Source organism: Leclercia sp. M-A074-M, assembly GCF_965195605.1.
In the GTDB taxonomy this organism is placed as follows: domain Bacteria; phylum Pseudomonadota; class Gammaproteobacteria; order Enterobacterales; family Enterobacteriaceae; genus Enterobacter.
This window is the reverse complement of record NZ_CBDAHM010000003.1, coordinates 330,097-353,869: the sequence shown is the minus strand read 5'-3', so window position 1 is coordinate 353,869 and position 23,773 is coordinate 330,097. Positions and strand designations below refer to the sequence as shown.

At 57.4% G+C, this 23,773-nt stretch carries 18 protein-coding genes; 8 read left to right on the top strand and 10 right to left on the bottom strand.

Annotated elements, in window-relative coordinates; genetic code table 11:
• Positions 1 to 9: 9 nt before the first annotated feature.
• Positions 10 to 441, bottom strand: coding sequence for a tripartite tricarboxylate transporter TctB family protein (locus tag ACOKCT_RS08325; RefSeq protein WP_103180436.1), 432 nt, complete (start codon positions 439 to 441; stop codon positions 10 to 12).
• An 11-nt stretch (positions 442 to 452) separates the two neighbouring features.
• A complete protein-coding gene (locus ACOKCT_RS08320; protein ID WP_159339615.1) occupies positions 453 to 1,433 on the bottom strand; it encodes a Bug family tripartite tricarboxylate transporter substrate binding protein in 981 nt (326 codons plus the stop codon).
• 148 nt (positions 1,434 to 1,581) lie between these two features.
• On the opposite strand from ACOKCT_RS08320, the gene tctD reads away from it, so the two are divergent.
• The 4 genes from tctD (at position 1,582) to ACOKCT_RS08300 (ending at position 5,613) form a co-directional block, all read left to right on the top strand.
• Complete coding sequence (gene tctD / locus ACOKCT_RS08315) at positions 1,582 to 2,256, top strand: transcriptional regulator TctD (RefSeq protein ID WP_103180432.1); 675 nt, start codon at positions 1,582 to 1,584, stop codon at positions 2,254 to 2,256.
• Entirely contained in the window at positions 2,243 to 3,652 is a 1,410-nt protein-coding gene (locus ACOKCT_RS08310) for a sensor histidine kinase (RefSeq protein WP_420193364.1), read from the top strand. The genes tctD and ACOKCT_RS08310 overlap by 14 nt, the downstream gene beginning before the upstream one ends.
• Positions 3,653 to 3,780: 128 nt before the next feature.
• Entirely contained in the window at positions 3,781 to 4,320 is a 540-nt protein-coding gene (locus tag ACOKCT_RS08305; RefSeq protein WP_103180429.1) for a YfaZ family outer membrane protein, read from the top strand.
• A gap of 93 nt (positions 4,321 to 4,413) precedes the next feature.
• Entirely contained in the window at positions 4,414 to 5,613 is a 1,200-nt protein-coding gene (locus ACOKCT_RS08300) for a nicotinamide mononucleotide deamidase-related protein YfaY (RefSeq protein ID WP_103180427.1), read from the top strand.
• 32 nt (positions 5,614 to 5,645) lie between these two features.
• On the opposite strand, the gene glpC is transcribed toward ACOKCT_RS08300, so the two are convergent.
• From glpC to glpA, 3 genes are read right to left on the bottom strand one after another with little or no spacing between them, the layout of a single operon-like run.
• A complete protein-coding gene (gene glpC, locus ACOKCT_RS08295; protein ID WP_103180425.1) occupies positions 5,646 to 6,836 on the bottom strand; it encodes an anaerobic glycerol-3-phosphate dehydrogenase subunit GlpC in 1,191 nt (396 codons plus the stop codon).
• Positions 6,833 to 8,050, bottom strand: a complete 1,218-nt coding sequence (glpB, locus tag ACOKCT_RS08290; protein ID WP_420193363.1) for a glycerol-3-phosphate dehydrogenase subunit GlpB — start codon at positions 8,048 to 8,050, stop codon at positions 6,833 to 6,835. The genes glpC and glpB overlap by 4 nt, the downstream gene beginning before the upstream one ends.
• Entirely contained in the window at positions 8,040 to 9,668 is a 1,629-nt protein-coding gene (glpA, locus tag ACOKCT_RS08285; RefSeq protein WP_420193362.1) for an anaerobic glycerol-3-phosphate dehydrogenase subunit A, read from the bottom strand. The genes glpB and glpA overlap by 11 nt, the downstream gene beginning before the upstream one ends.
• A gap of 250 nt (positions 9,669 to 9,918) precedes the next feature.
• On the opposite strand from glpA, the gene glpT reads away from it, so the two are divergent.
• Together glpT and glpQ are read left to right on the top strand one after the other, a co-directional pair.
• Positions 9,919 to 11,271, top strand: coding sequence for a glycerol-3-phosphate transporter (glpT, locus tag ACOKCT_RS08280; RefSeq protein ID WP_156654937.1), 1,353 nt, complete (start codon positions 9,919 to 9,921; stop codon positions 11,269 to 11,271).
• Between the two features lie 11 nt (positions 11,272 to 11,282).
• Positions 11,283 to 12,344, top strand: a complete 1,062-nt coding sequence (glpQ, locus tag ACOKCT_RS08275) for a glycerophosphodiester phosphodiesterase (protein WP_420193361.1) — start codon at positions 11,283 to 11,285, stop codon at positions 12,342 to 12,344.
• Positions 12,345 to 12,427: 83 nt separating this feature from the next.
• On the opposite strand, the gene yfaE is transcribed toward glpQ, so the two are convergent.
• The 4 genes from yfaE to ubiG all read right to left on the bottom strand — a co-directional run bounded on the left by yfaE (position 12,428) and on the right by ubiG (position 17,241).
• Positions 12,428 to 12,682: a class I ribonucleotide reductase maintenance protein YfaE gene (gene yfaE, locus ACOKCT_RS08270; protein ID WP_103180417.1), complete on the bottom strand. Its 255-nt coding sequence runs from the start codon at positions 12,680 to 12,682 to the stop codon at positions 12,428 to 12,430.
• Positions 12,682 to 13,812: a class Ia ribonucleoside-diphosphate reductase subunit beta gene (gene nrdB, locus ACOKCT_RS08265; RefSeq protein WP_214422221.1), complete on the bottom strand. Its 1,131-nt coding sequence runs from the start codon at positions 13,810 to 13,812 to the stop codon at positions 12,682 to 12,684. Before nrdB ends, yfaE begins: the two co-directional genes overlap by 1 nt.
• Positions 13,813 to 13,893: 81 nt before the next feature.
• The gene (gene nrdA, locus ACOKCT_RS08260) at positions 13,894 to 16,179 is read right to left on the bottom strand and encodes a class 1a ribonucleoside-diphosphate reductase subunit alpha (protein ID WP_180210755.1); all 2,286 of its coding nucleotides are present in this window, start codon (positions 16,177 to 16,179) and stop codon (positions 13,894 to 13,896) included.
• 327 nt (positions 16,180 to 16,506) lie between these two features.
• Positions 16,507 to 17,241 (bottom strand): bifunctional 2-polyprenyl-6-hydroxyphenol methylase/3-demethylubiquinol 3-O-methyltransferase UbiG, encoded by a 735-nt coding sequence (gene ubiG / locus ACOKCT_RS08255; protein WP_156654935.1) that lies wholly within the window; start codon positions 17,239 to 17,241, stop codon positions 16,507 to 16,509.
• A gap of 132 nt (positions 17,242 to 17,373) precedes the next feature.
• Here ubiG and gyrA point away from each other — a divergent pair, with 132 nt between their 5' ends.
• Together gyrA and rcsC are read left to right on the top strand one after the other, a co-directional pair.
• Positions 17,374 to 20,010, top strand: coding sequence for a DNA topoisomerase (ATP-hydrolyzing) subunit A (gyrA, locus tag ACOKCT_RS08250; RefSeq protein ID WP_103180409.1), 2,637 nt, complete (start codon positions 17,374 to 17,376; stop codon positions 20,008 to 20,010).
• 143 nt (positions 20,011 to 20,153) lie between these two features.
• A complete protein-coding gene (rcsC, locus tag ACOKCT_RS08245; RefSeq protein ID WP_159339609.1) occupies positions 20,154 to 23,000 on the top strand; it encodes a two-component system sensor histidine kinase RcsC in 2,847 nt (948 codons plus the stop codon).
• Positions 23,001 to 23,110: 110 nt separating this feature from the next.
• Here rcsC and rcsB read toward each other — a convergent pair whose 3' ends face one another.
• Positions 23,111 to 23,761: a response regulator transcription factor RcsB gene (rcsB, locus tag ACOKCT_RS08240; RefSeq protein ID WP_032612710.1), complete on the bottom strand. Its 651-nt coding sequence runs from the start codon at positions 23,759 to 23,761 to the stop codon at positions 23,111 to 23,113.
• Positions 23,762 to 23,773 lie beyond the last annotated feature (12 nt).

Here is a 23,773-nt window from a genome sequence, read left to right as displayed (position 1 = left end):
CGTGCTCCGTTAATTAAGCCAGGCGCCAAGCGGCAGCGTCACATCCAGCAGGCGGTCAAAGGCGTACCACAGGAAAATGCCCATCACCACACCCGAGATCCCCGCCGCAGGGAGGCTGGCGTTAAACAGCATGCCGATCACCATCGTCAGGATGGCGGTCGCCACCGGGAAGCCGAGCCATTCAAAGCCCCAGGCATACATCAGCAGCACAATGACCATCACCAACAGCCGCTGCAAAATGCGTCTGGGCGGCCACTCTACGGTATCCGGGTGGCGTAACAGCATGGCCACCGAGCAAAGCAGCATCAGGCCGACAATGCCCATTGGAAAGGGGCGGGGCCCCACGGGTTCATAGCTGTATTCGCTGTGGATCTGCCAGGCGACGAACATCCCGCCAATACAGAGCAACAACCAGATCCCGGCAAAAATGCGATCGCTCATAGCGCCTCCGGTTATTTGGCCAGGCCAAACGCTTTTGCCTTCTCGCGGTAGTCATTCACCTGTTTTTTGACATACTCGTCCAGCTGCTTACCGTTCAGGTTGAACTCAAACAGCCCGCGCAGATCGCGCTGCTTTTTAAATTCGTCTGTCTGCTGCAGTTTGTTAAAGTTGTCGACCCACCACTGGTATTCGGCATCGGTCACTTTTGGCCCGACAAAGAAGCCGCGGATAATCGGCCAGACGAGGTCATAACCCTGCTCTTTTGCAGTCGGCACGTTTGCCAGCTGTCCCGGCAGACGGTTTTCGGAGAAGACCGCCAGCACGCGGATTTTATCGCCGCTCAGGTAAGGCACCATTTCACTGAGATCACCGGAAACTGCCTGCACGTGGTTGCCCATCAGCGCCGTCACCGGTTCACCGCCGCCCTCAAACGCCACGTAACGCATTTTGTGCGGATCCACTTTCGCCTGCTGCGCCAGCAGGGCGGCTTTCATCCAGTCCTGGCTGCCGATGGAGGCGCCTGCGCCAATCACCACGCTGTTGGGGTCTTTTTCCATGGCGGTGAGCAAATCCTTCAGGGATTTCCACGGGGAATCTGCGCGCACGGCGATCATGCCGTAGTCGGTACCGACGGTGGCCAGCCAGCGCACGTCATCCACGCCGTAGCGGCCAAACTTGCCCTGGGAAAGGTTCAGCAGCGAGCCGCCGGAGAAGGCGACCACCGTGCCGGCTTCCGCCGGACGTTGCGCGACAATCGCGTTATAGGCCACCGCGCCCACGCCGCCTGGCATGTAGGTCACGCGCATCGGTTTTTCAATGGCCTTCGTCTCCAGCAGGCTGACCTGAATCAGCTTGCAGGTGAGATCGAAACCGCCGCCCGGTTTGGCCGGAGCGATACATTCGGTGCGGGACGGAGCGTCCTGCGCCTGGACAACAGAGGCACTCAACATTAATACGCTTGCAGCAACCGTTGAAAGTAATTGTTTTTTCATCGTTTATCCTCACGCCGGCGATCCGGGGGTACGGGTACGGGTTTTTTCTGATTATGTGAACCACCTTGTAGCGGTTCCGTTGCGTGATTGTTAAAACAATAACCTTTCATTTCCCTTTCAACGCGACACCAACTTTACAGGATGTGATATGCGTCTCTTACTGGCGGAAGATAATCGTGAGCTGGCTCACTGGCTGGAGAAAGCGCTGGTGCAGGAGGGCTTTGCCGTAGACTGCGTTTCTGACGGGCGCGCGGCCGATCATCTCCTGCAGGGGGAAAACTACGCGGTGGCGATACTGGACATCGGTATGCCCGGTTTTGACGGCCTGGAGGTGGTGCACCGTTTACGAAAACGCGGCCAGACCTTGCCGGTGCTGTTTCTCACCGCACGCAGCAACGTGGCGGATCGGGTGAAAGGCCTGAACGCCGGGGCGGATGATTATCTGCCAAAACCGTTTGAGCTGGAGGAGCTGGACGCCAGGCTTCGCGCCCTGCTGCGCCGAAGCGAGGGGCGAACCCAGGAACGCCAGCGTCTTGGGGAGCTGGAGTATGACGACGACGGTTTTTTCCTGCTGCGCGATGAGCCGCTCTCGCTCACCCCGCGCGAACTGTCACTGCTGAAGGTGCTGATGCATCGCCGCACCCGGCCCGTCTCCCGCCAGCAGTTGTTCGATCAGGTGTTTAGCCTGAATGATGACGTCAGCCCCGAGAGTCTCGATCTCTACATTCATCGCCTGCGCAAAAAACTGACTGGCAGCGGGGTGCGGATCACCACCCTGCGCGGGCTGGGCTATGTGCTGGAGTGCGGCGATGAAGTGGGTTAAACCTCAGTCGCTTTATCTGCAACTGCTGCTTTTTCTCGGCCTACCGCTGCTGTTGCTGTGGGGATTGTCGGCCTTTAACAGTTACGTCAGCGCCCTGCAGGCGGCGACCCAGGCGTACGACCGCACGCTGTTATCGTCGGCGCGTACCGTCTCTGAGCGGCTGGAGGTGCACAACGGCAAGCTGCTGGTCGATGTTCCCTGGGTGGTGCTCGACAGCTTCGAGCTGAACATGAACGATCGCCTCTATTACAAGGTGGTTGACCCGGAGGGGCGGGTGATCTCCGGCTATGACGATCTGCCGAATATGCCCCGCTCCACGTCGCGCACCACGCACTATCCCGCGCTGGCCTGGTTTTATCATACTGAGTATCGCGGCCAGGCGATCCGCGTGGCGAAGCTGCTCCAGCCAATTAACGAAGACAATGTTTCCGGTATGGCGGAGATCTACGTCGCCGAAACCTTGCAGTCGCGGCGCTATCTCGCCACACAGCTTCTGTTTTCATCACTCGTTTCGCAGGGGCTACTGGTGCTGCTGACGCTGGTCTTAACCGCCTGGCTGCTGCGCCGCGTGCTGCGCCCGATGCGTCAGCTCTCCTCGCTGATGGTGCGCCGTGAGCCTGGGCTGCTGGCCCCGCTGCCGGAGCTGCTGCCCTGGTCGGAAACGCGGCTGCTGATCGTGGCTTTTAACCGTTATATCGACAGATTACGCGGCGTGCTTTCCCGCCAGGAGCGCTTCAACGCCGATGCGTCTCATCAGCTCAAAACGCCGCTGGCGGTGCTCAAAACCCAGGTTTCCGTTGCCCTGACGCGAAACGATCCGGCCCTGTGGCAGGAGAGTTTACGTGCCATGAACGTGACGCTGGATAACACCATCGTCCTCACCGAACGGCTGCTGCAACTCTCCACGGTGAGGCGCAAAGAGCAGGGGGATCGCCAGTTTGCGCCGGTGGATCTGGTTCAGGTGGTGCAGAACTGCTGCTTCTCCCGGCTGGCGCAGGCGCGCAGCAAGGGGATCGATTTAGGTTATGACGGCATTCAGCAATCCGTCATGATTGAAGGTGATGAGGTGCTGCTGGGCGAACTGTGTGCCAACCTGCTGGAGAATGCGATCAAATACACCCCGCAGCAGGGCATCGTCACCGTGTCTCTGCACACGGTTAACGACGCTGTTGAGCTGAGCGTGGAGGACAGCGGACCGGGAATTGCTGAAGATCAGATTTCCCAGGCCATGCTGCCGTTTCATCGGCTGGATAATGTAGGAGATGCCACCGGGTCCGGGATTGGGCTGGCGCTGGCCAACGATATCGCCCGCCTGCACCGCAGCCATCTTCAACTGATGGCCAGTGAAAATCTGGGCGGTCTGTGCGTCAAAATGCGCTTTTTATTGATGACGTAAATGTTGATATTATCAAATCGTTACAAACTAATTGTCCGACGCACACGGAGTCCATTGATCCCATAGCCAGTCAGGTTAAAATCTCGCGGTTTTGGATATCTGTGAACAAATTGTGCGGGATCACGACAATGAAAAAAGTGGCATTAATGGGCTTAGGCCTGATGTGTGTATCGGCAGCGGCCAACGCTATTTCCTTCAACGGCTCGGCGGGCGAGGACTATACCCACCTGGGCTTTGGTCTTGGCACGGATAGCGCAGGCCTGGCGATGACCGGCGGCTGGACGCATAACGACGACGATGGCGATGCGGCAAGCCTGGGCCTCGGTTTTAACGTTCCGCTTGGTCCATTCCTGGCGACCGTCGGCGGTAAAGGCATCTATACCAACCCGAACGACGGTGACGAAGGTTACGCGGCGGCAGTGGGCGGCGGTCTGCAGTGGAAAATTGGCGACAGCTTCGGCCTGTTCGGCGAGTATTACTACTCTCCGGACTCCCTCTCCAGCGGTATCGACAGCTATAAAGAAGCTAACGCGGGTGCGCGCTGGACCATCATGCGTCCGATTACCATCGAAGCGGGCTATCGTTATCTGAACCTGGCGGGCAAAGAGGGCAACCGCGACAACGCGCTGGCTGACGGCCCGTACGTGGGCGTCAGCGCAGGCTTCTAACCCCTCCGGCGCGGCGTCCGTCGCGCCAGTTTCTCTCCTCTCCGTGCCGGTGATTGCGCTATAGTGTTTTCACCATATAAGCGGGAGAACACAATGATTAACGTGGAGATGTTATCCACCGGCGACGAAGTGCTGCATGGACAGATTATTGATACCAATGCTGCCTGGCTTGCCGATCTTTTCTTTGAGCAAGGATTACCGTTAACGCGCCGCAATACCGTAGGCGACAGTCTTGAGTCGCTGGTGACTGTTCTGCGCGAGCGTAGCGAACACTGCGACGTGCTGATTGTGAACGGTGGGCTCGGCCCCACCGGCGACGATCTCAGCGCGCTGGCTGCCGCGACCGCCAAAGGCGAAGGGCTGGTGTTGCATGAGGCGTGGCTGGCCCAGATGGAGCGTTTCTTCTCCGAACGTGGCCGCGTGATGGCCCCCAGCAACCGCAAACAGGCTGAAATCCCGGCCAGCGCCGAACTGGTCGATAACCCGGTGGGTACCGCCTGCGGTTTCGCCGTTCAACTGAACCGCTGCCTGATGTTCTTCACGCCGGGTGTCCCGTCTGAATTTAAAGTGATGGTCGAACAGCAGATCCTGCCGCGCCTTCGTCAACGTTTTACCCTGCCTGAACCGCCAGTCTGCCTGCGCCTGACCACCTTTGGCCGCTCGGAAAGCGATCTGGCGCAGAGCCTCGATCACCTGCCGCTGCCACCGGGGGTATCCATGGGCTATCGCTCTTCCATGCCGATCATTGAACTCAAGCTGACCGGGCCTGCGACGCAGAAAGCGGCGATGCTGGCGCTCTGGCCGGAAGTGCAGCGCGTGGCGGGCGAAAGTCTTATTTTCGAGGGTACGGAAGGGCTACCAGCGCAGATTGCGAAGCATCTGCAGTCGCGCCAGCTGAGCGTTACCCTGAGCGAGCAGTTTACCGGTGGCCTGCTGGCGTTGCAGTTAAACCGGGCCAGTGCCCCACTGCTGGCCAGCGAAGTGGTGCCCTTCCAGCAGGAGACGCTGGCGCAGACGGCACGCTGGGCGTCAGAACGCCGGGTGAAACATTTTGCCGGTCTGGCGCTGTTTGTTGGGGGACTGGATGAAGAGTATCTCAATTTTGCGCTCGCCACGCCGGAAGGGACCCATGCCTTAAGAGTCAAAATGGGTATCAGCCGCCACAGCCTGGCGGTGCGTCAGGAGGTCTGCGCCATGATGGCGCTGAACATGCTGCGTCGCTGGCTGGCAGGTAAGGAGGTGGCCAGCGAGCACGGCTGGATCAACGTGGTGGAATCGCTGTTCGTTGAGTAACCGGTTTGCCGGGGCGGCGGCCCCGGCGATAGCTAACCCAACGCCTTCGCCAGCAGCGTGATGGGATGTTCGCAGCGCTTGCTGGTGGACATCTCTATCTGCCACTTGCAGGTTTCGCAGTCGGTCACCACGATATCGGCGCCGCTCTCCTCAATCTGGCGGAACAGCGGCGCGCCAATCGCCTGTGATGTTTCGTAATTTTCACGCTTAAAGCCGTACGTCCCCGCAATGCCGCAGCAGCGCGAATCCAGCACCGTCAGCGCCAGCCCCGGAATTAACCGCAACAGTTCCAGCGTGTAGAGCGACCAGCCCATTTTTTCCATATGGCAGGGCGTATGGTAGACCACTTTCAGGGGTAAGTTTTTCAGCGGTAACGTCTGCCCGCTGTCCAGCTTGCGCCACAGGAAACGCGTCGCCAGCTCAATCTTTTCGCGCAGGCCGGTATTGTCCACCTCCAGCAGGTGCGGATACTCATCGCGCAGCGTGAAGGTGCAGGTCGAGGAGGTGGCCAGCACCGGAATGCCTTTATCGATGATGGCCTCGCGCAGCGACGAGACGTTGCTTCTGGCCTGTTTGCGCGCTTTATCGGTAAACCCGTTGGCGATCAGCGGCACACCGCAGCACTTCTCCTTGCTCAGCAACTGCACGCCTGTACCCATGGCGTTCAGCACTTTCAGCAGATCTTTGCCCAACTGCGGGTGGTTGTAATTCACGTAGCAGCCATGGAAGAACGCCACCTGGTCGGCATACCGCGCCTGGTCTGCCGCTACGGATTTGTACCAGCGGCGGAAGGTGCCGTGGGAATATTTAGGCAGGCTGCGGTGATGGTCGATCTTCAGCGTGGCATCCAGCAGCTGGCGCACCGGTTTCAGCGAGGTCGCGGCGTTCACCAGCGGGGCAAACGGCGTGGAGACGCTGCCCATCAGGTCGGTATGGCTAAGAATGGCATCGCGCAGCGACGGTTTTTGCGTGCTATAGCGTGCCCGGGCGCGCTGAATAATGTCGCCGATTTTCACATCCGACGGGCAGGCGACTTCACAGCGTTTGCAGTTGATGCAGTATTTCAGCGCGTCATCGTACAGCGCGCCGTCCTTCAGACGCAGGCGCTCGCCGTCCGGTCCGGCCTGTTTCGGCCCGGGATAGCGCGGGTTAACGCCGCTGACCGGGCAGACGGTGGTGCAGACCGTGCATTTGATGCAGCTTTCAAAGCGGGTGTCGTTCATTGTTCAGCCTCCGTGCGCTGGCAAATCTGCTCTGCTACATAGAGCGCCGTTATGGCGCAGACGCCGCCGCCGCAGCCCTGGGCGATAGGATCGTATCCGCCCAAAAGCGAACCGATGGCGTAGAGATTTGGAACTGGCTTTCCGGAAAGTTGCGGATGCAGCTGGTTATCCACAATCACGCCGAACTGCTGCCAGGGCTGCGGGGAAAAGAAATCGCTCTGATACCAGTCCGCGCGGGAGGCACTCTGGCGCACATCCAGCCCCATAATCGCCTCGCGAATGCCCTCCCGGCTGCTCAGCAGACCGTTGCTAAAGAAACTGCCGCTTGCCAGCACCGCGTAACGCGTGCGAAGCGGAATGTCGTCGTGGTTGCGGGTCCAGATTTCGCTCACCGTGCCGTCTGTCAGGGTGATTTTTTTCACCTCATCGCCCGCCATCCACACGCCACCCTGGGCCACAAACTGGCGCTGAAGCTGGGTATGCAGGCGAATGCCGGGCACGGAAGGGGGAAGCGTCGACAGCAGGCCGAGCGAGCAGGGCAGGCGATCGGAGAGCCAGCACCACAGCCGGTTATCACCTAAGCCAAAGCAGGCTGGCATAAAGAGCGCATCGCATCCCTCTGCAAGCGGTTTGAGCGCCTCATACAGCAGCGGCCATTTCTCTTCGTTATCGAGCAAACGGGCAATATTCACCGCGCGGAACTCGCTGGGATTGTCGCGCAGGAGATCCAGCTCAGGAAGGTCAATCTCTGCCGTTTCAGCGTTGACCCCCTGGCGACTGAGCGAGGCCGCCGCCAGATGGGGCTGAAAATCCAGAAAACCGCTAATACCCACCACCCGCACGCGCGTGGCCTTGAATGGGGCAACGGGGACCTCTTCCGGGCTGAGCCAGGCGGCGCGCAGCGTACCGAGCGGCGTGACGCGCGCGTGATTTTGCCTGGCGCTCCCCTGCATACGTGCGCCACAATCAGCCAGCAGAGATTCGGCTTCCAGGGCAAAGCGGTCAATGTGCTGCGCGCCGATCAGGTGATAAGGATGCTCTGCCGGCAGTTTTTCGCGGTACGTTTCGTCCAGCAGATCCAGCGAGCCCGACGAGAAGTGCAGGGCGCTCTGGCCCCGGGTGATAATGGCGCAGCGCAGTCCCTGCTTCGTGAGTTTGATGCCACAGAGCAGACCCGCCAGCCCGCCGCCGACGATCACCGTATCAAATTTCATCGCGTTGCTCCTTCTCCAGACCGCAAAGCCCCTGGTACACCCAGCGGGTAAATTCGCTTTCACGCAGGGCATCGCCCCAGGCGACAGGCTGAATGCCTTTCCAGCGCTCGTTTAAAAAATCGCTGAGCTGATCGAGCGACTGGGTGGCGGTGGTGGTATGAAAACGCTGCAGCAGCCCGGCGGCACGGCAGGCACACAGCTCCCCCTGACAGGTGCCCATCCCGACGCGGGTGCGGCGGCGGAGATCGAGCAGGCTATTCACCATCAGATTCTCCACCGCATATTGCACTTCCCCGGCGGTAACGGCCTCGCACTCGCATACCAGACTGCGGCTCAGCCGTCCTTCGCCCAGCCACAACGGCGTTCTGTCGCCATGGCGATAGACAGCCGAACCGCGCAGGGGGGCGGGCAGGGAGAGAATTTTTTGCACTGTTTTCTCGGTGGACTGGCGCGAGCCGGGCAGGGGCTGTTCCGCGGTCACGCACGGTTCGCTATTGCCCAGCTTGCGGCAGACGGCATCCGTCGCCCATTCGGCCATCAGACGGTAGGTCATCAATTTACCCCCGGTTATGGTGATGAAGCCGTCCAGCCCGTCGCGCGCGGCGTGGTCAAGCAGCACAATGCCACGGCTGACGTTGCGTCCGCTCGGATCGTCATCGCTGGCAACAAGCGGACGCACACCCGCGTAGGCGCGCAGGATACGGGTCTGGGCCATCACCGGCGCCAGTTTTTCTCCTTCGCGCAGCAGGATGTCGACCTCTTCTGCGGTGACCCGATTGAAATCAATCTCGCTGTAGTCAATGTGGGTGGAGGTGGTCCCGATTAGCGAGATGGTATCGCCCGGTACAAGGATATCTGCGTCAGACGGTTTGCGGCAGCGGTTGATGACATGGTTATTAATGCGGTGGTCGAGGATCAGCAGCGAGCCTTTGGCCGGAAACATGCGCACAGAGAGATCGGCGTATTCCGCGATGCGTTGCCCCCAGATCCCCGCCGCGTTGACCACCACGGCGGCATAGAGCTCGTGGTGTTCGTTGTAATGCGTATCCAGGACCCGCACACCTACGATGCGATGCCCCTCACGGATAAGCCCGGTGACCTGATGGCCGGTCAGGATCCGCGCGCTATGCTCGCGGGCGTCCAGCATGTTGGCCGCCGTCAGGCGAAACGGATCCACGGTGCCGTCCGGAACTTTCACCGCCCCGGTCAATGCTGGATTAACCGAAGGCTCGATGCGGCGCGCGAGGGCAGGATCAATGGCTTGCGCCTGAATGCCTGCGGCCTGGCAGGCGGTAATGAAGGTTGACTGAAAGGCGAGATCGTCTTCGGGAAGCGTAATAAACAGACCGTCGGTGGGCTCAATGCAGTGACGGGCAATGCGCCGGAGGATCTGGTTTTCGGCGATACATTCGCGGGCCGATTCGCCGTCGGTGACGGCGTAGCGGGCGCCGCTGTGCAGCAGACCATGATTGCGTCCGGTTGCGCCTGTTGCAATATCATGGCGCTCCAGAAGCGTGACGCTCAGCCCCCTGAGCGCGCAGTCGCGGGCGATGCCTGCGCCGGTCGCGCCCCCGCCAATGATAATCACATCGCTATAGCGTGGATCGTGAATTGTCATTGCCATCCCTCAGTGTTCGTTTTGTCTCATTTAGCCACATAAAAACTGTGGTTTGTTTGATATCGAACACAAACGAGCGAAATTCGAAAGTGAAACGTGATTTAATGCGCTTTTTTGCGCATTCTGTCATATTTCTGTAACAATCTGTGCGTTGATTCACAGTAACAATCACCGTGATTTCTTAACATCCCCGCCTCTCTAGCCGGGCGCGTGATGTCCGGTCACTTTTTGAAAGGCCACGGAGGCTGTTATGCTCAGTATTTTTAAACCTGCGCCACATCGGGCGCGACTGCCAGAGGCAGAGATAGACCCTCTCTACCGCCGTCTGCGTTGGCAAATCTTCATGGGGATTTTCTTTGGCTATGCGGCGTACTATCTGGTACGTAAAAACTTCGCACTCGCCATGCCCTACCTGGTGGAACAGGGCTTCTCACGCGGCGATCTTGGTTTCGCGCTGTCGGGGATCTCTATCGCCTACGGTTTTTCGAAATTCATTATGGGGTCAGTGTCGGATCGCTCGAATCCGCGCGTGTTCCTGCCCGCTGGCCTGATCCTGGCGGCGGCGGTCATGCTGTTTATGGGCTTTGTGCCGTGGGCGACCTCCAGCATCGCCATTATGTTTGTGCTGCTGTTCCTCTGCGGCTGGTTCCAGGGGATGGGGTGGCCACCGTGCGGACGCACCATGGTGCACTGGTGGTCGCAGAAAGAGCGCGGCGGTATCGTGTCGGTCTGGAACTGCGCCCATAACGTCGGGGGCGGGCTTCCACCGCTGCTTTTCCTGCTGGGGATGGCCTGGTTCAACGACTGGCACGCCGCGCTCTATATGCCAGCCTTTGGGGCAATCCTGGTAGCGATTATCGCCTTTGCGCTGATGCGCGACACGCCGCAGTCCTGCGGTTTGCCGCCGATTGAAGAGTATAAAAACGACTATCCGGATGATTACAGCGAGAAGCACGAAGAAGAGCTGACGGCAAAGCAGATCTTCATGAAGTACGTCTTGCCGAACAAACTGCTGTGGTACATCGCGGTAGCGAACGTGTTTGTTTACCTGCTGCGTTACGGCATCCTCGACTGGTCGCCGACCTACCTGAAAGAGGTGAAGCATTTTGCGCTGGATAAATCCTCCTGGGCCTACTTCCTCTACGAGTACGCCGGGATCCCGGGGACGCTGATTTGCGGCTGGATGTCGGACAAAGTGTTTAAGGGCAACCGTGGCGCGACGGGCGTCTTCTTTATGACCCTCGTGACCATTGCCACCGTCGTCTACTGGCTCAACCCGCCGGGCAACCCGGGCGTGGACATGGCCTGTATGATCGTCATCGGCTTCCTGATTTATGGCCCTGTTATGCTGATTGGTCTGCATGCCCTGGAACTGGCACCGAAAAAAGCGGCAGGCACGGCGGCAGGCTTTACCGGTCTCTTCGGCTACCTGGGCGGTTCGGTCGCGGCGAGCGCCATCGTAGGCTATACCGTTGACTTCTTCGGCTGGGACGGCGGCTTTATGGTGATGATCGGCGGAAGCGTGCTGGCGGTATTGCTGCTGATTGTTGTGATGATCGGTGAAAAACGTCACCACGCGGACGTGCTGGCGCGTCGTCAATAAGGAGCACTGCCATGAAATTCACGCAAATAGCGGCCGGTCTGTTGCTGGCGGGCCTGATGACCGGATCCGCCCTGGCGGCGGATAAAATCGTTATTGCCCATCGCGGCGCAAGCGGCTATCTGCCGGAGCATACGCTGCCGGCGAAAGCGATGGCCTATGCGCAGGGGGCCGATTATCTGGAGCAGGATCTGGTAATGACAAAGGACGACCAGCTGGTCGTCCTGCATGACCACTATCTTGACCGGGTGACCGATGTGGCGGAACGTTTCCCGGACCGCGCCCGTAAAGATGGCCGTTTTTATGCCATCGACTTCACCCTGGATGAAATCCGCTCTCTGAAGTTTACCGAGGGCTTCGAGATTGAAAACGGCAAAAAGGTGCAGGTTTATCCGGGACGTTTCCCGATGGGCAAATCTGAGTTCCGCATCCATACCTTCCAGGAAGAGATTGAGTTTGTTCAGGGGCTGAACCACTCGGCGGGCAAAAATATCGGTATCTATCCGGAAATTAAAGCCCCGTGGTTCCATCACCAGGAAGGGAAGGATATCGCCGCGAAAACGCTGGAGGTGCTGAAGCAGTACGGCTACACCAGCAAGAAGGACAAAGTCTGGCTCCAGTGTTTTGATGCCGCGGAACTGAAGCGCATCAAAACCGAGCTGGAGCCAAAGATGGGGATGGATCTCAATCTGGTTCAGCTGATCGCCTATACCGACTGGAATGAAACCCAGGAGAAGCAGGCAGACGGCAAGTGGGTAAATTACAACTACGACTGGATGTTCAAACCGGGTGCGATGAAGCAGATCGCGCAGTACGCCGACGGGATCGGACCCGATTACCACATGCTGGTGGCGGAAGGTTCAACCCCGGGCCACGTGAAGCTAACGGCGATGGTGAAAGAGGCGCATGCCAGCAAGATGCAGGTGCATCCGTATACGGTGCGTGCTGACCAGTTGCCGCCGTACGCCACAGACGTGAATCAGCTTTACGAGGTGTTATATAAGCAGGCGGACGTGGACGGTTTGTTTACGGACTTCCCGGATAAAGCGGTGAGCTTTTTGAAGGATAAAGGCTGAAATTGCCGGGTGGTGGCTGCGCCTTACCCGGCCTATGGACTGCGGTTTTGTAGGCCGGGTAAGCGAAGCGCCACCCGGCACAATCACATCTCGATCTCTATATCCCCTTTCGCCCGGCAGCAGCAGGGCAAAATTTCACCGTCGTTGATGAAGGCCAGTGGTTCAGTTATCCAGTCAACCTGACCGGTCACCAGACGACAGCGGCAGGAGCCGCAATAGCCTTCGCGGCACTGGTATTCAACGGCAATCTGGTGGGATTCCAGCGCAATAAGCAGGGAGGGGTGCTCTTCCTGGCACAGAAGCTCTGTGCCAGAAAGACGAAGCGTTACGCGGCTCATCAGAGCTGGAAGTCGCTCAAATCGTCGGTGTTGACTTCGGAGTCAATCTGACCGACCAGGTAGGAGCTCACTTCCACCTCCTGCGGCGCCACCTGCACGTTGTCAGAGACCAGCCAGGTGTTGATCCACGGGATCGGGTTGGAGCGGGTCTGGAACGGCAGATCCAGGCCGACCGCCTGCATGCGGATGTTGGTGATATACTCGACGTACTGGCAGAGAATATCTTTGTTCAGGCCGATCATGGAGCCGCCCTGGAACAGATACTCCGCCCACTCTTTCTCCTGCTGTGCCGCCTGGACAAACAGGTCATAGCTCTCCTGCTTGCACTCTTCCGCAATCTCGGCCATCTCCGGATCGTCCACGCCGCTGCGCAGCAGGTTCAGCATATGCTGGGTACCGGTCAAGTGCAGGGCTTCATCGCGGGCGATGAGGCGAATGATTTTGGCGTTGCCTTCCATCAGCTCGCGTTCCGCAAAGGCGAAGGAGCAGGCGAAGCTGACGTAGAAGCGGATCGCTTCCAGCGCGTTCACGCTCATCAGGCACAGGTAGAGCTTCTTCTTCAGCTCGCGCAGGCTCACGGTGACGGTTTTGCCGTTTACGGTGTGGGTGCCTTCACCCAGCAGGTGCCAGTAGCTGGTCAGCTCGATCAGATCGTCGTAGAAGTGGGAGATGCCTTCCGCACGCTTCAGGATCTGTTCGTTGGTAACGATATCATCGAAGACAATCGCCGGATCGTTGACGATGTTACGGATGATGTGGGTATAGGAGCGGGAGTGGATCGTCTCGGAGAACGCCCACGTCTCGACCCAGGTCTCCAGCTCCGGGATGGAGATCAGCGGCAGCAATGCCACGTTCGGGCTGCGCCCCTGGATGGAGTCCAGCAGCGTCTGATACTTCAGGTTGCTGAGGAAAATGTGCTTTTCGTGTTCCGGCAGCGCCTGGAAATCGATGCGGTCGCGTGAAACGTCAACTTCTTCCGGACGCCAGAAGAAAGAGAGTTGCTTTTCAATCAGCTTTTCGAAGATGTCATATTTTTGCTGATCGTAGCGCGCCACGTTGACCGGCTGGCCGAAGAACATCGGCTCTTTGAGCTGGTCGTTTTTCGTCTGTGAAAAGGTGGTGTATGCCATGAGTGTGTCCTGTGAGAGATTTTGTAGATCGGGCAAACAAAATCGTAGGCCGGGTAAGCGTAGCGCCACCCGGCATTTACATTAAATCTTACATGCGCCGCTTTCGCAGCCATCATCCTGAATGGACGGGGCCAGATCGTCCTGCGCATCTTCCGCACCGTCGCGGGTGTTTTGATAGTACAGGGTCTTCACGCCAAATTTGTAGGCGGTGAGCAGGTCTTTCAGCAGCTGCTGCATCGGCACTTTCCCGGACGGGAAGCGTGACGGATCGTAGTTGGTGTTGGCAGAGATCGACTGGTCGATAAATTTCTGCATAATCCCCACCAGTTGCAGGTAGCCGTCGTTATTTGGCATCTCCCACAGCAGCTCGTAGTTGTTTTTCAGCAGCTCATAATCCGGTACCACCTGGCGCAGGATCCCATCTTTCGACGCTTTGATGCTGACATGACCGCGCGGCGGCTCAATACCGTTGGTGGCGTTAGAGATCTGCGAGGAGGTCTCAGACGGCATCAGGGCAGAGAGCGTGGAGTTACGCAGGCCGTGGGTCTTGATGGATTCGCGCAGTGCTTCCCAGTCAAGGTGCAGCGGCTCGTTGGCGATCGCATCCAGGTCTTTCTTATAGGTATCGATCGGCAGAATGCCTTTGGAGTAAGTAGTTTCATTGAACCACGGGCAGGCGCCTTGCTCTTTCGCCAGCTCGTTCGAGGCTTTCAGCAGGTAGTACTGAATGGCTTCGAAGGTCTGGTGCGTCAGGTTATTAGCGCTGCCGTCGGAGTAGCGTTTGCCGTTTTTCGCCAGCCAGTAAGCATAGTTAATGACGCCAATACCCAGGGTACGACGACCCATCGCACCACGTTTTGCCGCCGGGATTGGGTAATCCTGGTAATCCAGCAGCGCATCCAGGGCGCGAACCGCCAGCACCGCCAGCTCTTCCAGTTCGTCCAGGCTATTGATGGCGCCCAGGTTGAACGCGGAGAGCGTGCACAGGGCGATTTCGCCGTTTTCGTCGTTCACATCTTCCAGCGGTTTGGTCGGCAGGGCGATCTCCAGACACAGGTTGGACTGGCGCACTGGCGCAACGATCGGATCGAACGGGCTGTGGGTGTTGCAGTGATCGACGTTCTGAATGTAGATACGGCCGGTAGAGGCACGTTCCTGCATCATCAGGGAGAACAGTTCAACCGCTTTCACACGCTGTTTACGGATGCTGTCGTCTTTTTCATATTTGCTGTACAGACGCTCGAACTCATCCTGATCGGCAAAGAAGGCGTCATACAGGCCCGGAACATCGGACGGGCTGAAGAGGGTAATATCTTCACCTTTCAGCAGACGGGTATACATCAGCTTGTTGATCTGTACGCCGTAGTCCATGTGACGCACGCGGTTGCCTTCCACGCCACGGTTGTTTTTCAGCACCAGCAGGCTTTCTACTTCCAGGTGCCACATTGGATAGAAGAGGGTAGCTGCACCGCCACGCACGCCGCCCTGAGAGCAGGATTTCACCGCGGTCTGGAAGTGTTTGTAGAACGGGATACAGCCGGTGTGGAACGCTTCACCGCCACGAATTGGGCTGCCCAGGGCACGAATGCGACCGGCGTTGATGCCGATACCGGCACGCTGGGAAACGTATTTCACAATGGCGCTGGAGGTCGCGTTGATGGAATCCAGGCTGTCGCCGCACTCGATCAGCACGCAGGAGCTGAACTGGCGGGTTGGGGTGCGAACGCCGGACATGATTGGCGTTGGCAGAGAAATCTTGAACGTGGAAACCGCATCGTAGAAACGCTTCACGTATTCCAGACGGGTTTCACGCGGGTAGTTCGAGAACAGGCAGGCCGCCACCAGAATGTAGAGGAACTGAGCGCTTTCGTAGATCTCGCCGGTCACGCGGTTCTGGACCAGGTATTTCCCTTCCAGCTGTTTCACCGCGGCGTAGGAGAAGTTCATATCACGCCAGTGATCGATGAACCCGTCCATCTGCTTGAACTCTTCTTCCGTGTAGTCTTCCAGCAGATGCGTGTCGTACTTGCCAAGCTCGACCATCTTCACGACATGATCGAACAGCGCTGGCGGCTCAAACTGACCGTAGGCTTTTTTACGCAGGTGGAAAATCGCCAGACGGGCAGCGAGGTACTGATAATCCGGCGCGTCGCGGGAGATGAGATCCGCCGCGGCTTTGATAATGGTTTCGTGGATATCAGACGTTTTGATGCCGTCATAGAACTGGATATGGGAGCGCAGTTCAACCTGGGAGATCGATACGTTATTCAGTCCTTCTGCTGCCCAGTCGAGAACTCGATGGATTTTGTCCAGATTGATACGCTCGGTGGTACCGTCGCGCTTTGTCACCAGCAGACTCTGATTCATGTGGGTTTTTACCTGTCCGTGAAAATGAAAATATCCCCCGCTTATCCACAGCCTTCTGTGGATAAATACTACATATAGGGGTTTTACAATAAGGATAACGCAAGATGGTGAGTATTCTAGTAAGGATTCTTTTGAGTACAAGAGTTGATTTTGAGGTTAAATTGAGGTTGTTAAAGCGTAAAAAAGCGTAAGTCCTCGTACCGTAAGGCCTGGAAGACATGTCAATATTCCAGAAAAAAAAATGAAAATTTGATCGACTGCTGATTTCTTCAACGGGCTGTCAAAAATGCGCAACAAACTGCTGCGCATTCGTCAGAAAAAGAGTAATTACTCTTGCTCTTTTTTGGCGGTGGTATGGAGCATGTAGTTAACGTCCACGCCTGGCGCCAGTTTGAATTTGTCGGTCAGGGGATTGTAGTGCAGGCCGGTCATATGCTGTTCTTTAAGCCAGGTGTTGTCGACCCAGCTCAGTAATTCTGCCGGCTTGATGAATTTTTTCACGTCGTGCGTGCCTTTTGGCACCATTCGCAGCACGTACTCTGCGCCAACCACCGCCATCAGCCAGGCCTTGCCGTTGCGGTTGATGGTGGAGAAGAACACCTGACCGCCCGGCTTCACCAGCGCGGCACAGGCTTTCACCACCGATTGCGGATCGGGAACATGCTCCAGCATCTCCATGCAGGTGACGATGTCGTACTGGTGGGCGTGCTCCGCCGCATGGGCTTCAACCGTTTCCTGCACGTACTCCACCTGGATACCGCTCTCCAGCGCGTGCAGACGTGCTACCTGCAGTGGCTCGAAGCCCATATCCAGCCCGGTCACCGTGGCGCCTTCGCGCGCCATGCTCTCGGCCAGGATGCCGCCGCCGCACCCCACATCAAGCACTTTTTTACCGAACAGGCCGCCGGAACGCTCCGCGATATAGCCCAGGCGCAGAGGGTTAATGCGGTGCAGCGGTTTGAACTCACCTTCAAGATCCCACCAGCGCGAGGCCACGGCTTCAAATTTGGCGATCTCTTCGTGGTCGACGTTGTCAGCCATCGGGGATTTTTCCGCATTCATGGACGCTTTTACTCCGTAATTTAAAGACGAGGAAGTATATCAGGATAACAAAGCAAATTAGTTTAAACCTAAGCGGGTGTGTTATAATTTCCGACCTTTGAATCCGGGATACAGTAGAGGGATAGCGGTTAGATGAGCGACCTTGCGAGAGAAATTACACCGGTTAACATCGAGGAAGAGCTGAAGAGCTCCTATCTGGATTATGCGATGTCGGTCATTGTTGGCCGTGCGCTGCCGGATGTCCGCGATGGACTTAAGCCGGTACACCGTCGCGTACTATACGCCATGAACGTATTGGGCAATGACTGGAATAAAGCGTACAAAAAATCTGCCCGTGTCGTTGGTGACGTAATCGGTAAATACCATCCTCATGGTGATTCCGCGGTGTACGACACTATCGTCCGTATGGCGCAGCCGTTCTCGCTGCGTTACATGCTGGTTGATGGTCAGGGTAACTTCGGTTCTATCGACGGCGACTCCGCTGCGGCAATGCGTTATACGGAAATCCGCCTGGCGAAGATTGCCCATGAGCTGATGGCCGATCTGGAAAAAGAGACGGTAGATTTTGTCGACAACTATGACGGCACGGAAAAAATTCCTGACGTTATGCCGACGAAGATCCCTAACCTGCTGGTAAACGGTTCGTCCGGTATCGCCGTAGGTATGGCGACCAACATTCCGCCGCACAACATCACCGAAGTGATTAACGGCTGCCTGGCCTATATCGAGGATGAAGAGATCAGCATTGAAGGGCTGATGGAACACATCCCGGGCCCGGACTTCCCGACCGCCGCCATCATTAATGGCCGTCGCGGTATCGAAGAGGCCTACCGTACCGGTCGCGGCAAGATCTATATTCGTGCCCGCGCCGAAGTCGAAGCGGATGCCAAATCTGGCCGTGAGACCATTATCGTCCACGAAATTCCGTATCAGGTGAACAAAGCGCGCCTGATCGAGAAGATTGCCGAGCTGGTTAAAGAGAAACGTATTGAAGGTATCAGCGCGCTGCGTGATGAGTCTGACAAAGACGGCATGCGTATCGTGATTGAAATCAAACGTGACGCGGTAGGGGAAGTGGTGCTTAACAACCTCTATTCCCTGACTCAGCTTCAGGTCTCCTTCGGTATTAACATGGTGGCACTGCACCATGGTCAGCCGAAGATCATGAACCTGAAAGACATTCTGAGCGCGTTCGTGCGTCACCGCCGTGAAGTGGTGACCCGTCGGACTATTTTCGAACTGCGTAAAGCCCGCGATCGTGCGCACATCCTTGAAGCGCTGGCGGTGGCCCTGGCAAACATCGATCCGATCATCGAACTGATCCGTCGTGCGCCAACCCCTGCCGAAGCGAAAGCGGGCCTGATCGCCCAGCCGTGGGATCTGGGCAACGTCTCTGCGATGCTGGAACGTGCCGGTGACGATGCCGCGCGTCCTGAGTGGCTGGAGCCGCAGTACGGTATTCGCGAGGGCAAATACTGGCTGACCGAACAGCAGGCCCAGGCGATTCTGGATCTGCGTCTGCAGAAACTGACCGGCCTTGAGCATGAAAAACTGCTCGACGAGTACAAAGAGCTGCTGGAGCAGATCGCTGAGCTGCTGCATATCCTCGGCAGCGCCGATCGTCTGATGGAGGTGATCCGCGAGGAGCTGGAGCTGATCCGCGATCAGTTCGGCGACGAGCGTCGCACGGAAATTACCGCCAACTCCGCGGATATCAACATCGAAGACCTGATCAACCAGGAAGATGTTGTGGTTACCCTGTCTCACCAGGGCTACGTGAAGTACCAGCCGTTAACCGACTATGAAGCACAGCGTCGTGGCGGTAAGGGCAAATCAGCGGCACGTATTAAAGAAGAAGACTTTATCGACCGCCTGCTGGTGGCCAACACCCATGACACCATCCTCTGCTTCTCCAGCCGGGGCCGTCTGTACTGGATGAAGGTTTATCAGCTGCCGGAAGCGAGCCGTGGCGCCCGTGGACGTCCAATTGTCAACCTGCTGCCGCTGGAACAAAACGAACGTATTACGGCGATCCTGCCGGTTCGCGAGTACGCTGAAGGGGTGAACGTCTTTATGGCGACCGCCAGCGGTACGGTGAAGAAAACCGCCCTGACCGAGTTCAGCCGCCCACGTTCTGCCGGCATTATCGCCGTCAACCTGAACGAAGGCGATGAACTGATTGGCGTGGATCTGACCTCCGGCTCCGATGAAGTGATGCTCTTCTCTGCCGCCGGTAAAGTGGTGCGCTTCAAAGAGAACGCGGTGCGCGCCATGGGCCGTACGGCGACCGGTGTCCGCGGGATCAAACTGGCGGGCGAAGACAGCGTGGTCTCCCTGATTGTTCCACGTGGCGAAGGCGCAATCCTCACCGTCACCCAGAATGGTTACGGTAAGCGTACTGCCCAGGACGAATATCCAACCAAGTCCCGTGGCACGCAGGGCGTTATCTCGATTAAAGTCACCGAGCGCAACGGTTCCGTTGTGGGCGCGGTACAGGTCGATGATGCCGACCAGATCATGATGATTACCGATGCCGGTACGCTGGTGCGTACCCGTGTGTCGGAAATCAGCGTGGTCGGGCGTAACACCCAGGGCGTGATCCTCATCCGTACTGCGGAAGATGAAAACGTGGTGGGTCTGCAGCGTGTTGCTGAGCCAGTGGATGACGAAGAGCTCGATTCAATCGACGGTAGCGTGGCAGAAGGTGACGATGAAATCGCGCCGGAAGCGGAAATCGACGATGATGCGGCAGATGATGCCGAAGAGTAATCTCTTCTGACGACAAAGGGCCGGTTTCCGGCCCTTTTCTTTTGTCGCGGCGCTGAATTGCAGACAACCGAACGTTGCGACGGCGGCGATTTACCGCTACCTTAACCCATTCCTTGTCAACCTGACGGCGGAGCCTCGCCCCCTTGAAATACCTCGTCTCCTTTCGAACCACGCTGAAAGTTTCTCGCTATCTTTTTCGGGCGCTGGCGCTCCTGATTTGGGTGCTTATCGCGCTATTTTCGGTGTTTTACATCGTCAATGCGCTGCACCAGAAGGAGGCGGAGATCCGTCAGGAGTTTAACCTCAGCTTCGACCAGTCCCAGCGCTATATTCAGCGCACCGCGGACGTCATGAAGGAGCTCAAGTATATCGCCGAGAACCGTCTGACGGCGGAGAATGGCGTTCTGGCTATCCGCGGGCGCGACAGTAAGGCGGACGTTCCCAACTTTGAGCCGCTTTTCCCCGACTCTGACTGCTCGGCGATGGGCTCCGCATGGCGGGGATCGCTGGAGTCACTGGCCTGGTTTATGCGCTACTGGCGCGATAACTTCTCGGCAGCCTATGACCTGAACCGCGTCTTCCTGATTGGCAGCGAAAATCTCTGTATGGCCGATTTTGGCCTGCGCGATGTGCCGGTGGATCGTGACAGCGCGCTGAAAAGCCTGCACGAGCGGATCATCAAGTACCGTAACGCGCCGCAGGATGAACGCGGTAATAATCTGTTCTGGATAAGCCAGGGGCCGCGTTCAGGGGTAGGGTACTTCTATGCCCTGACGCCGGTCTATCTGGGCAACCGTCTGCAGGCGATGCTCGGTATCGAGCAGACTATCCGCATGGAGAACTTTTTCACCCCGGGTAATCTGCCGATGGGCGTCACCATTCTTGATGAAAATGGCCACTCTCTTATTTCGCTGGCCGGGCCGGAATCGCGGCTGAAGGTTGATCCTCGCTGGATGCAGGAGCGCTCATGGTTTGGTTACAGCGCCGGTTTTCGTGACCTGGTGTTGAAAAAAAGCCTGCCGCCTTCGTCGCTGAGCATTGTTTACTCCGTACCGGTGGATATGGTGCTGGAGCGTATTCGGATGCTGATCCTCAACTCGGTACTGCTGAACGTGCTGGTGGGGATTGCGCTATTTACCCTCGCGCGGATGTACGAGCGTAAAATCTTTATTCCGGCGGAGATCGATGCCCAGCGTCTTGAAGAGCATGAGCAGTTTAACCGTAAGATTGTTGCCTCTGCGCCGGTGGGGATCTGTATTTTACGCACCCTTGACGGGACCAACATCCTCAGTAACGAGCTGGCGCATAACTATCTCAATATGCTCACCCATGAGGACCGACAGCGGCTGACGCAGATTATCTGTGGGCAGCAGGTCAACTTCGTCGATGTCCTGACCAGTAACAACACCAACCTGCAGATAAGCTTTGTCCATTCGCGCTATCGCAATGAGAACGTGGCGATCTGCGTGCTGGTGGATGTCTCCGCGCGCGTCAAAATGGAAGAGTCATTGCAGGATATGGCCCAGTCCGCCGAACAGGCCAGCCAGTCGAAATCGATGTTCCTTGCTACCGTCAGTCACGAATTGCGTACTCCGCTCTACGGGATTATCGGTAACCTCGATCTGCTGCAGACCAAAGAGTTGCCGCGTGGCGTTGACCGTCTGGTGACGGCGATGAACAACTCTTCCAGCCTGCTGCTGAAAATCATCAGCGACATTCTCGACTTCTCTAAGATCGAGTCCGAGCAGCTAAAAATTGAACCGCGCGAATTTTCGCCGCGCGAGGTGATGAACCATATCAGCGCCAACTACCTGCCGCTGGTGGTGCGTAAGCAGCTGGGGCTGTACTGCTTTATTGAGCCAGACGTGCCGCTAACGTTGCAGGGCGATCCGATGCGCCTGCAGCAGGTGATCTCCAACCTGCTCAGCAACGCCATTAAGTTCACCGATATGGGCTGCATTGTGATGCATGTCGCCAAAGCAGGGGACTACCTGAGCATTCGCGTGCGCGACACCGGGGTGGGGATCCCGGCAAAAGAGGTGGTCAAACTCTTCGACCCGTTCTTCCAGGTGGGGACGGGGGTTCAGCGCAACTTCCAGGGCACCGGGCTGGGGCTGGCGATCTGTGAAAAACTGATCAGCATGATGGACGGCGATATCTCGGTGGATACCGAACCGGGCATGGGCAGTCAGTTTACTATCCGTATTCCACTTTATGCGGCGCAGTCTCCGGGCAACATGCTGATTGAGGGATTAAGCGATAAACGCTGCTGGCTGGCGGTGAATAATGCCTCGCTGTATGCCTACCTGGAGTCTCTGCTGGGCTCATACGGCATTCGGGTGGCGCGCTACGCCGGCCAAACCCCGGACGCGGAAGATATGCTTCTCACCGACGATGAGCTGACGAAGCCGTGGCAGGGTAAAGCGGCGGTGATCTTCTGCCGGCGCCATATCGGTATCGCCCTGGAGCGTGCGCACGGCGAATGGGTGAACAGCGTGGCCTCGCCACATGAGCTGATTACGCTGCTGGCGCGCATCTATCGTGTGGAAATGGACAGCGCGGACGGAACAGCCTCGCTGCCGTCGCCGGAATCTGAGCAGTCGTTGAATGAGGATATGATGATCCTGGTGGTGGACGACCATCCGATTAACCGCCGCCTGCTGGCCGATCAGCTCGGCTCGCTGGGCTATCAGTGTAAAACGGCGAATGACGGCGTGGATGCCCTCAATGTGCTGAGCAAAAACCATATCGACATTGTCCTGAGTGATGTGAACATGCCGAATATGGATGGCTATCGCCTGACCCAGCGTATCCGCCAGCTCGGTCTGACGCTGCCGGTGGTGGGTGTCACCGCTAACGCGCTGGCAGAGGAGAAGCAGCGCTGTCTGGAATCGGGGATGGATAGCTGTCTTTCCAAGCCGGTAACGCTGGATGTCCTGAAACAGACGCTATCGGTATATGCGGAGCGGGTGAGAAGAGCGCGGGGATAAAAAAAGCCCAGAAATGGGCTTTTTTATTATTGCCGTGTGGCGTTGACGCTTACCCGGCCTACGCTACCTGTAGGCCCGTGCAAGCGAAGCGCCGCCGGGCATGTAGCTCATTACTCTTTATCCGCCGGACTCAGGGTCACGGAAGAGAGATAGTTCAGCAGGGCGATATCGTTCTCCACACCCAGCTTCATCATCGCCGATTTTTTCTGGCTACTGATGGTCTTGATACTGCGGTTCAGCTTCTTGGCAATTTCGGTCACCAGGAAACCTTCGGCAAACAGACGCAGGACTTCACTCTCTTTTGGCGACAGGCGTTTGTCACCGTAACCGCCGGCGCTGATTTTTTCCAGCAGGCGGGAGACGCTTTCCGGCGTGAATTTTTTCCCTTTCTGCAGCGCGGCCAGCGCTTTCGGCAGATCGGTCGGCGCGCCCTGTTTCAGGACGATGCCTTCGATATCGAGATCCAGAACCGCGCTTAAAATCGCCGGGTTATTGTTCATGGTCAGCACGATGATCGAAATGCTCGGGAAATGGCGCTTGATGTATTTGATCAGCGTAATCCCGTCACCGTACTTATCTCCAGGCATGGAAAGGTCGGTGATGAGCACGTGCGCATCAAGCTTAGGCAGGTTATTAATCAGTGCTGTGGAATCTTCAAATTCGCCAACTACATTCACCCACTCGATCTGTTCAAGTGATTTGCGAATACCGAACAGTACAATCGGATGGTCATCGGCAATAATTACGTTCATATTGTTCATGTATAGGGCTAC

Bases quoted from the DNA above. Each gene is read 5' to 3' on its own strand.
- ACOKCT_RS08325 (WP_103180436.1), bottom strand. From the start codon at position 441: ATGAGCGATCGCATTTTTGCCGGGATCTGGTTGTTGCTCTGTATTGGC.
- ACOKCT_RS08320 (WP_159339615.1), bottom strand. From the start codon at position 1,433: ATGAAAAAACAATTACTTTCAACGGTTGCTGCAAGCGTATTAATGTTG.
- tctD (WP_103180432.1), top strand. From the start codon at position 1,582: ATGCGTCTCTTACTGGCGGAAGATAATCGTGAGCTGGCTCACTGGCTG.
- ACOKCT_RS08310 (WP_420193364.1), top strand. From the start codon at position 2,243: ATGAAGTGGGTTAAACCTCAGTCGCTTTATCTGCAACTGCTGCTTTTT.
- ACOKCT_RS08305 (WP_103180429.1), top strand. From the start codon at position 3,781: ATGAAAAAAGTGGCATTAATGGGCTTAGGCCTGATGTGTGTATCGGCA.
- ACOKCT_RS08300 (WP_103180427.1), top strand. From the start codon at position 4,414: ATGATTAACGTGGAGATGTTATCCACCGGCGACGAAGTGCTGCATGGA.
- glpC (WP_103180425.1), bottom strand. From the start codon at position 6,836: ATGAACGACACCCGCTTTGAAAGCTGCATCAAATGCACGGTCTGCACC.
- glpB (WP_420193363.1), bottom strand. From the start codon at position 8,050: ATGAAATTTGATACGGTGATCGTCGGCGGCGGGCTGGCGGGTCTGCTC.
- glpA (WP_420193362.1), bottom strand. From the start codon at position 9,668: ATGACAATTCACGATCCACGCTATAGCGATGTGATTATCATTGGCGGG.
- glpT (WP_156654937.1), top strand. From the start codon at position 9,919: ATGCTCAGTATTTTTAAACCTGCGCCACATCGGGCGCGACTGCCAGAG.
- glpQ (WP_420193361.1), top strand. From the start codon at position 11,283: ATGAAATTCACGCAAATAGCGGCCGGTCTGTTGCTGGCGGGCCTGATG.
- yfaE (WP_103180417.1), bottom strand. From the start codon at position 12,682: ATGAGCCGCGTAACGCTTCGTCTTTCTGGCACAGAGCTTCTGTGCCAG.
- nrdB (WP_214422221.1), bottom strand. From the start codon at position 13,812: ATGGCATACACCACCTTTTCACAGACGAAAAACGACCAGCTCAAAGAG.
- nrdA (WP_180210755.1), bottom strand. From the start codon at position 16,179: ATGAATCAGAGTCTGCTGGTGACAAAGCGCGACGGTACCACCGAGCGT.
- ubiG (WP_156654935.1), bottom strand. From the start codon at position 17,241: ATGAATGCGGAAAAATCCCCGATGGCTGACAACGTCGACCACGAAGAG.
- gyrA (WP_103180409.1), top strand. From the start codon at position 17,374: ATGAGCGACCTTGCGAGAGAAATTACACCGGTTAACATCGAGGAAGAG.
- rcsB (WP_032612710.1), bottom strand. From the start codon at position 23,761: ATGAACAATATGAACGTAATTATTGCCGATGACCATCCGATTGTACTG.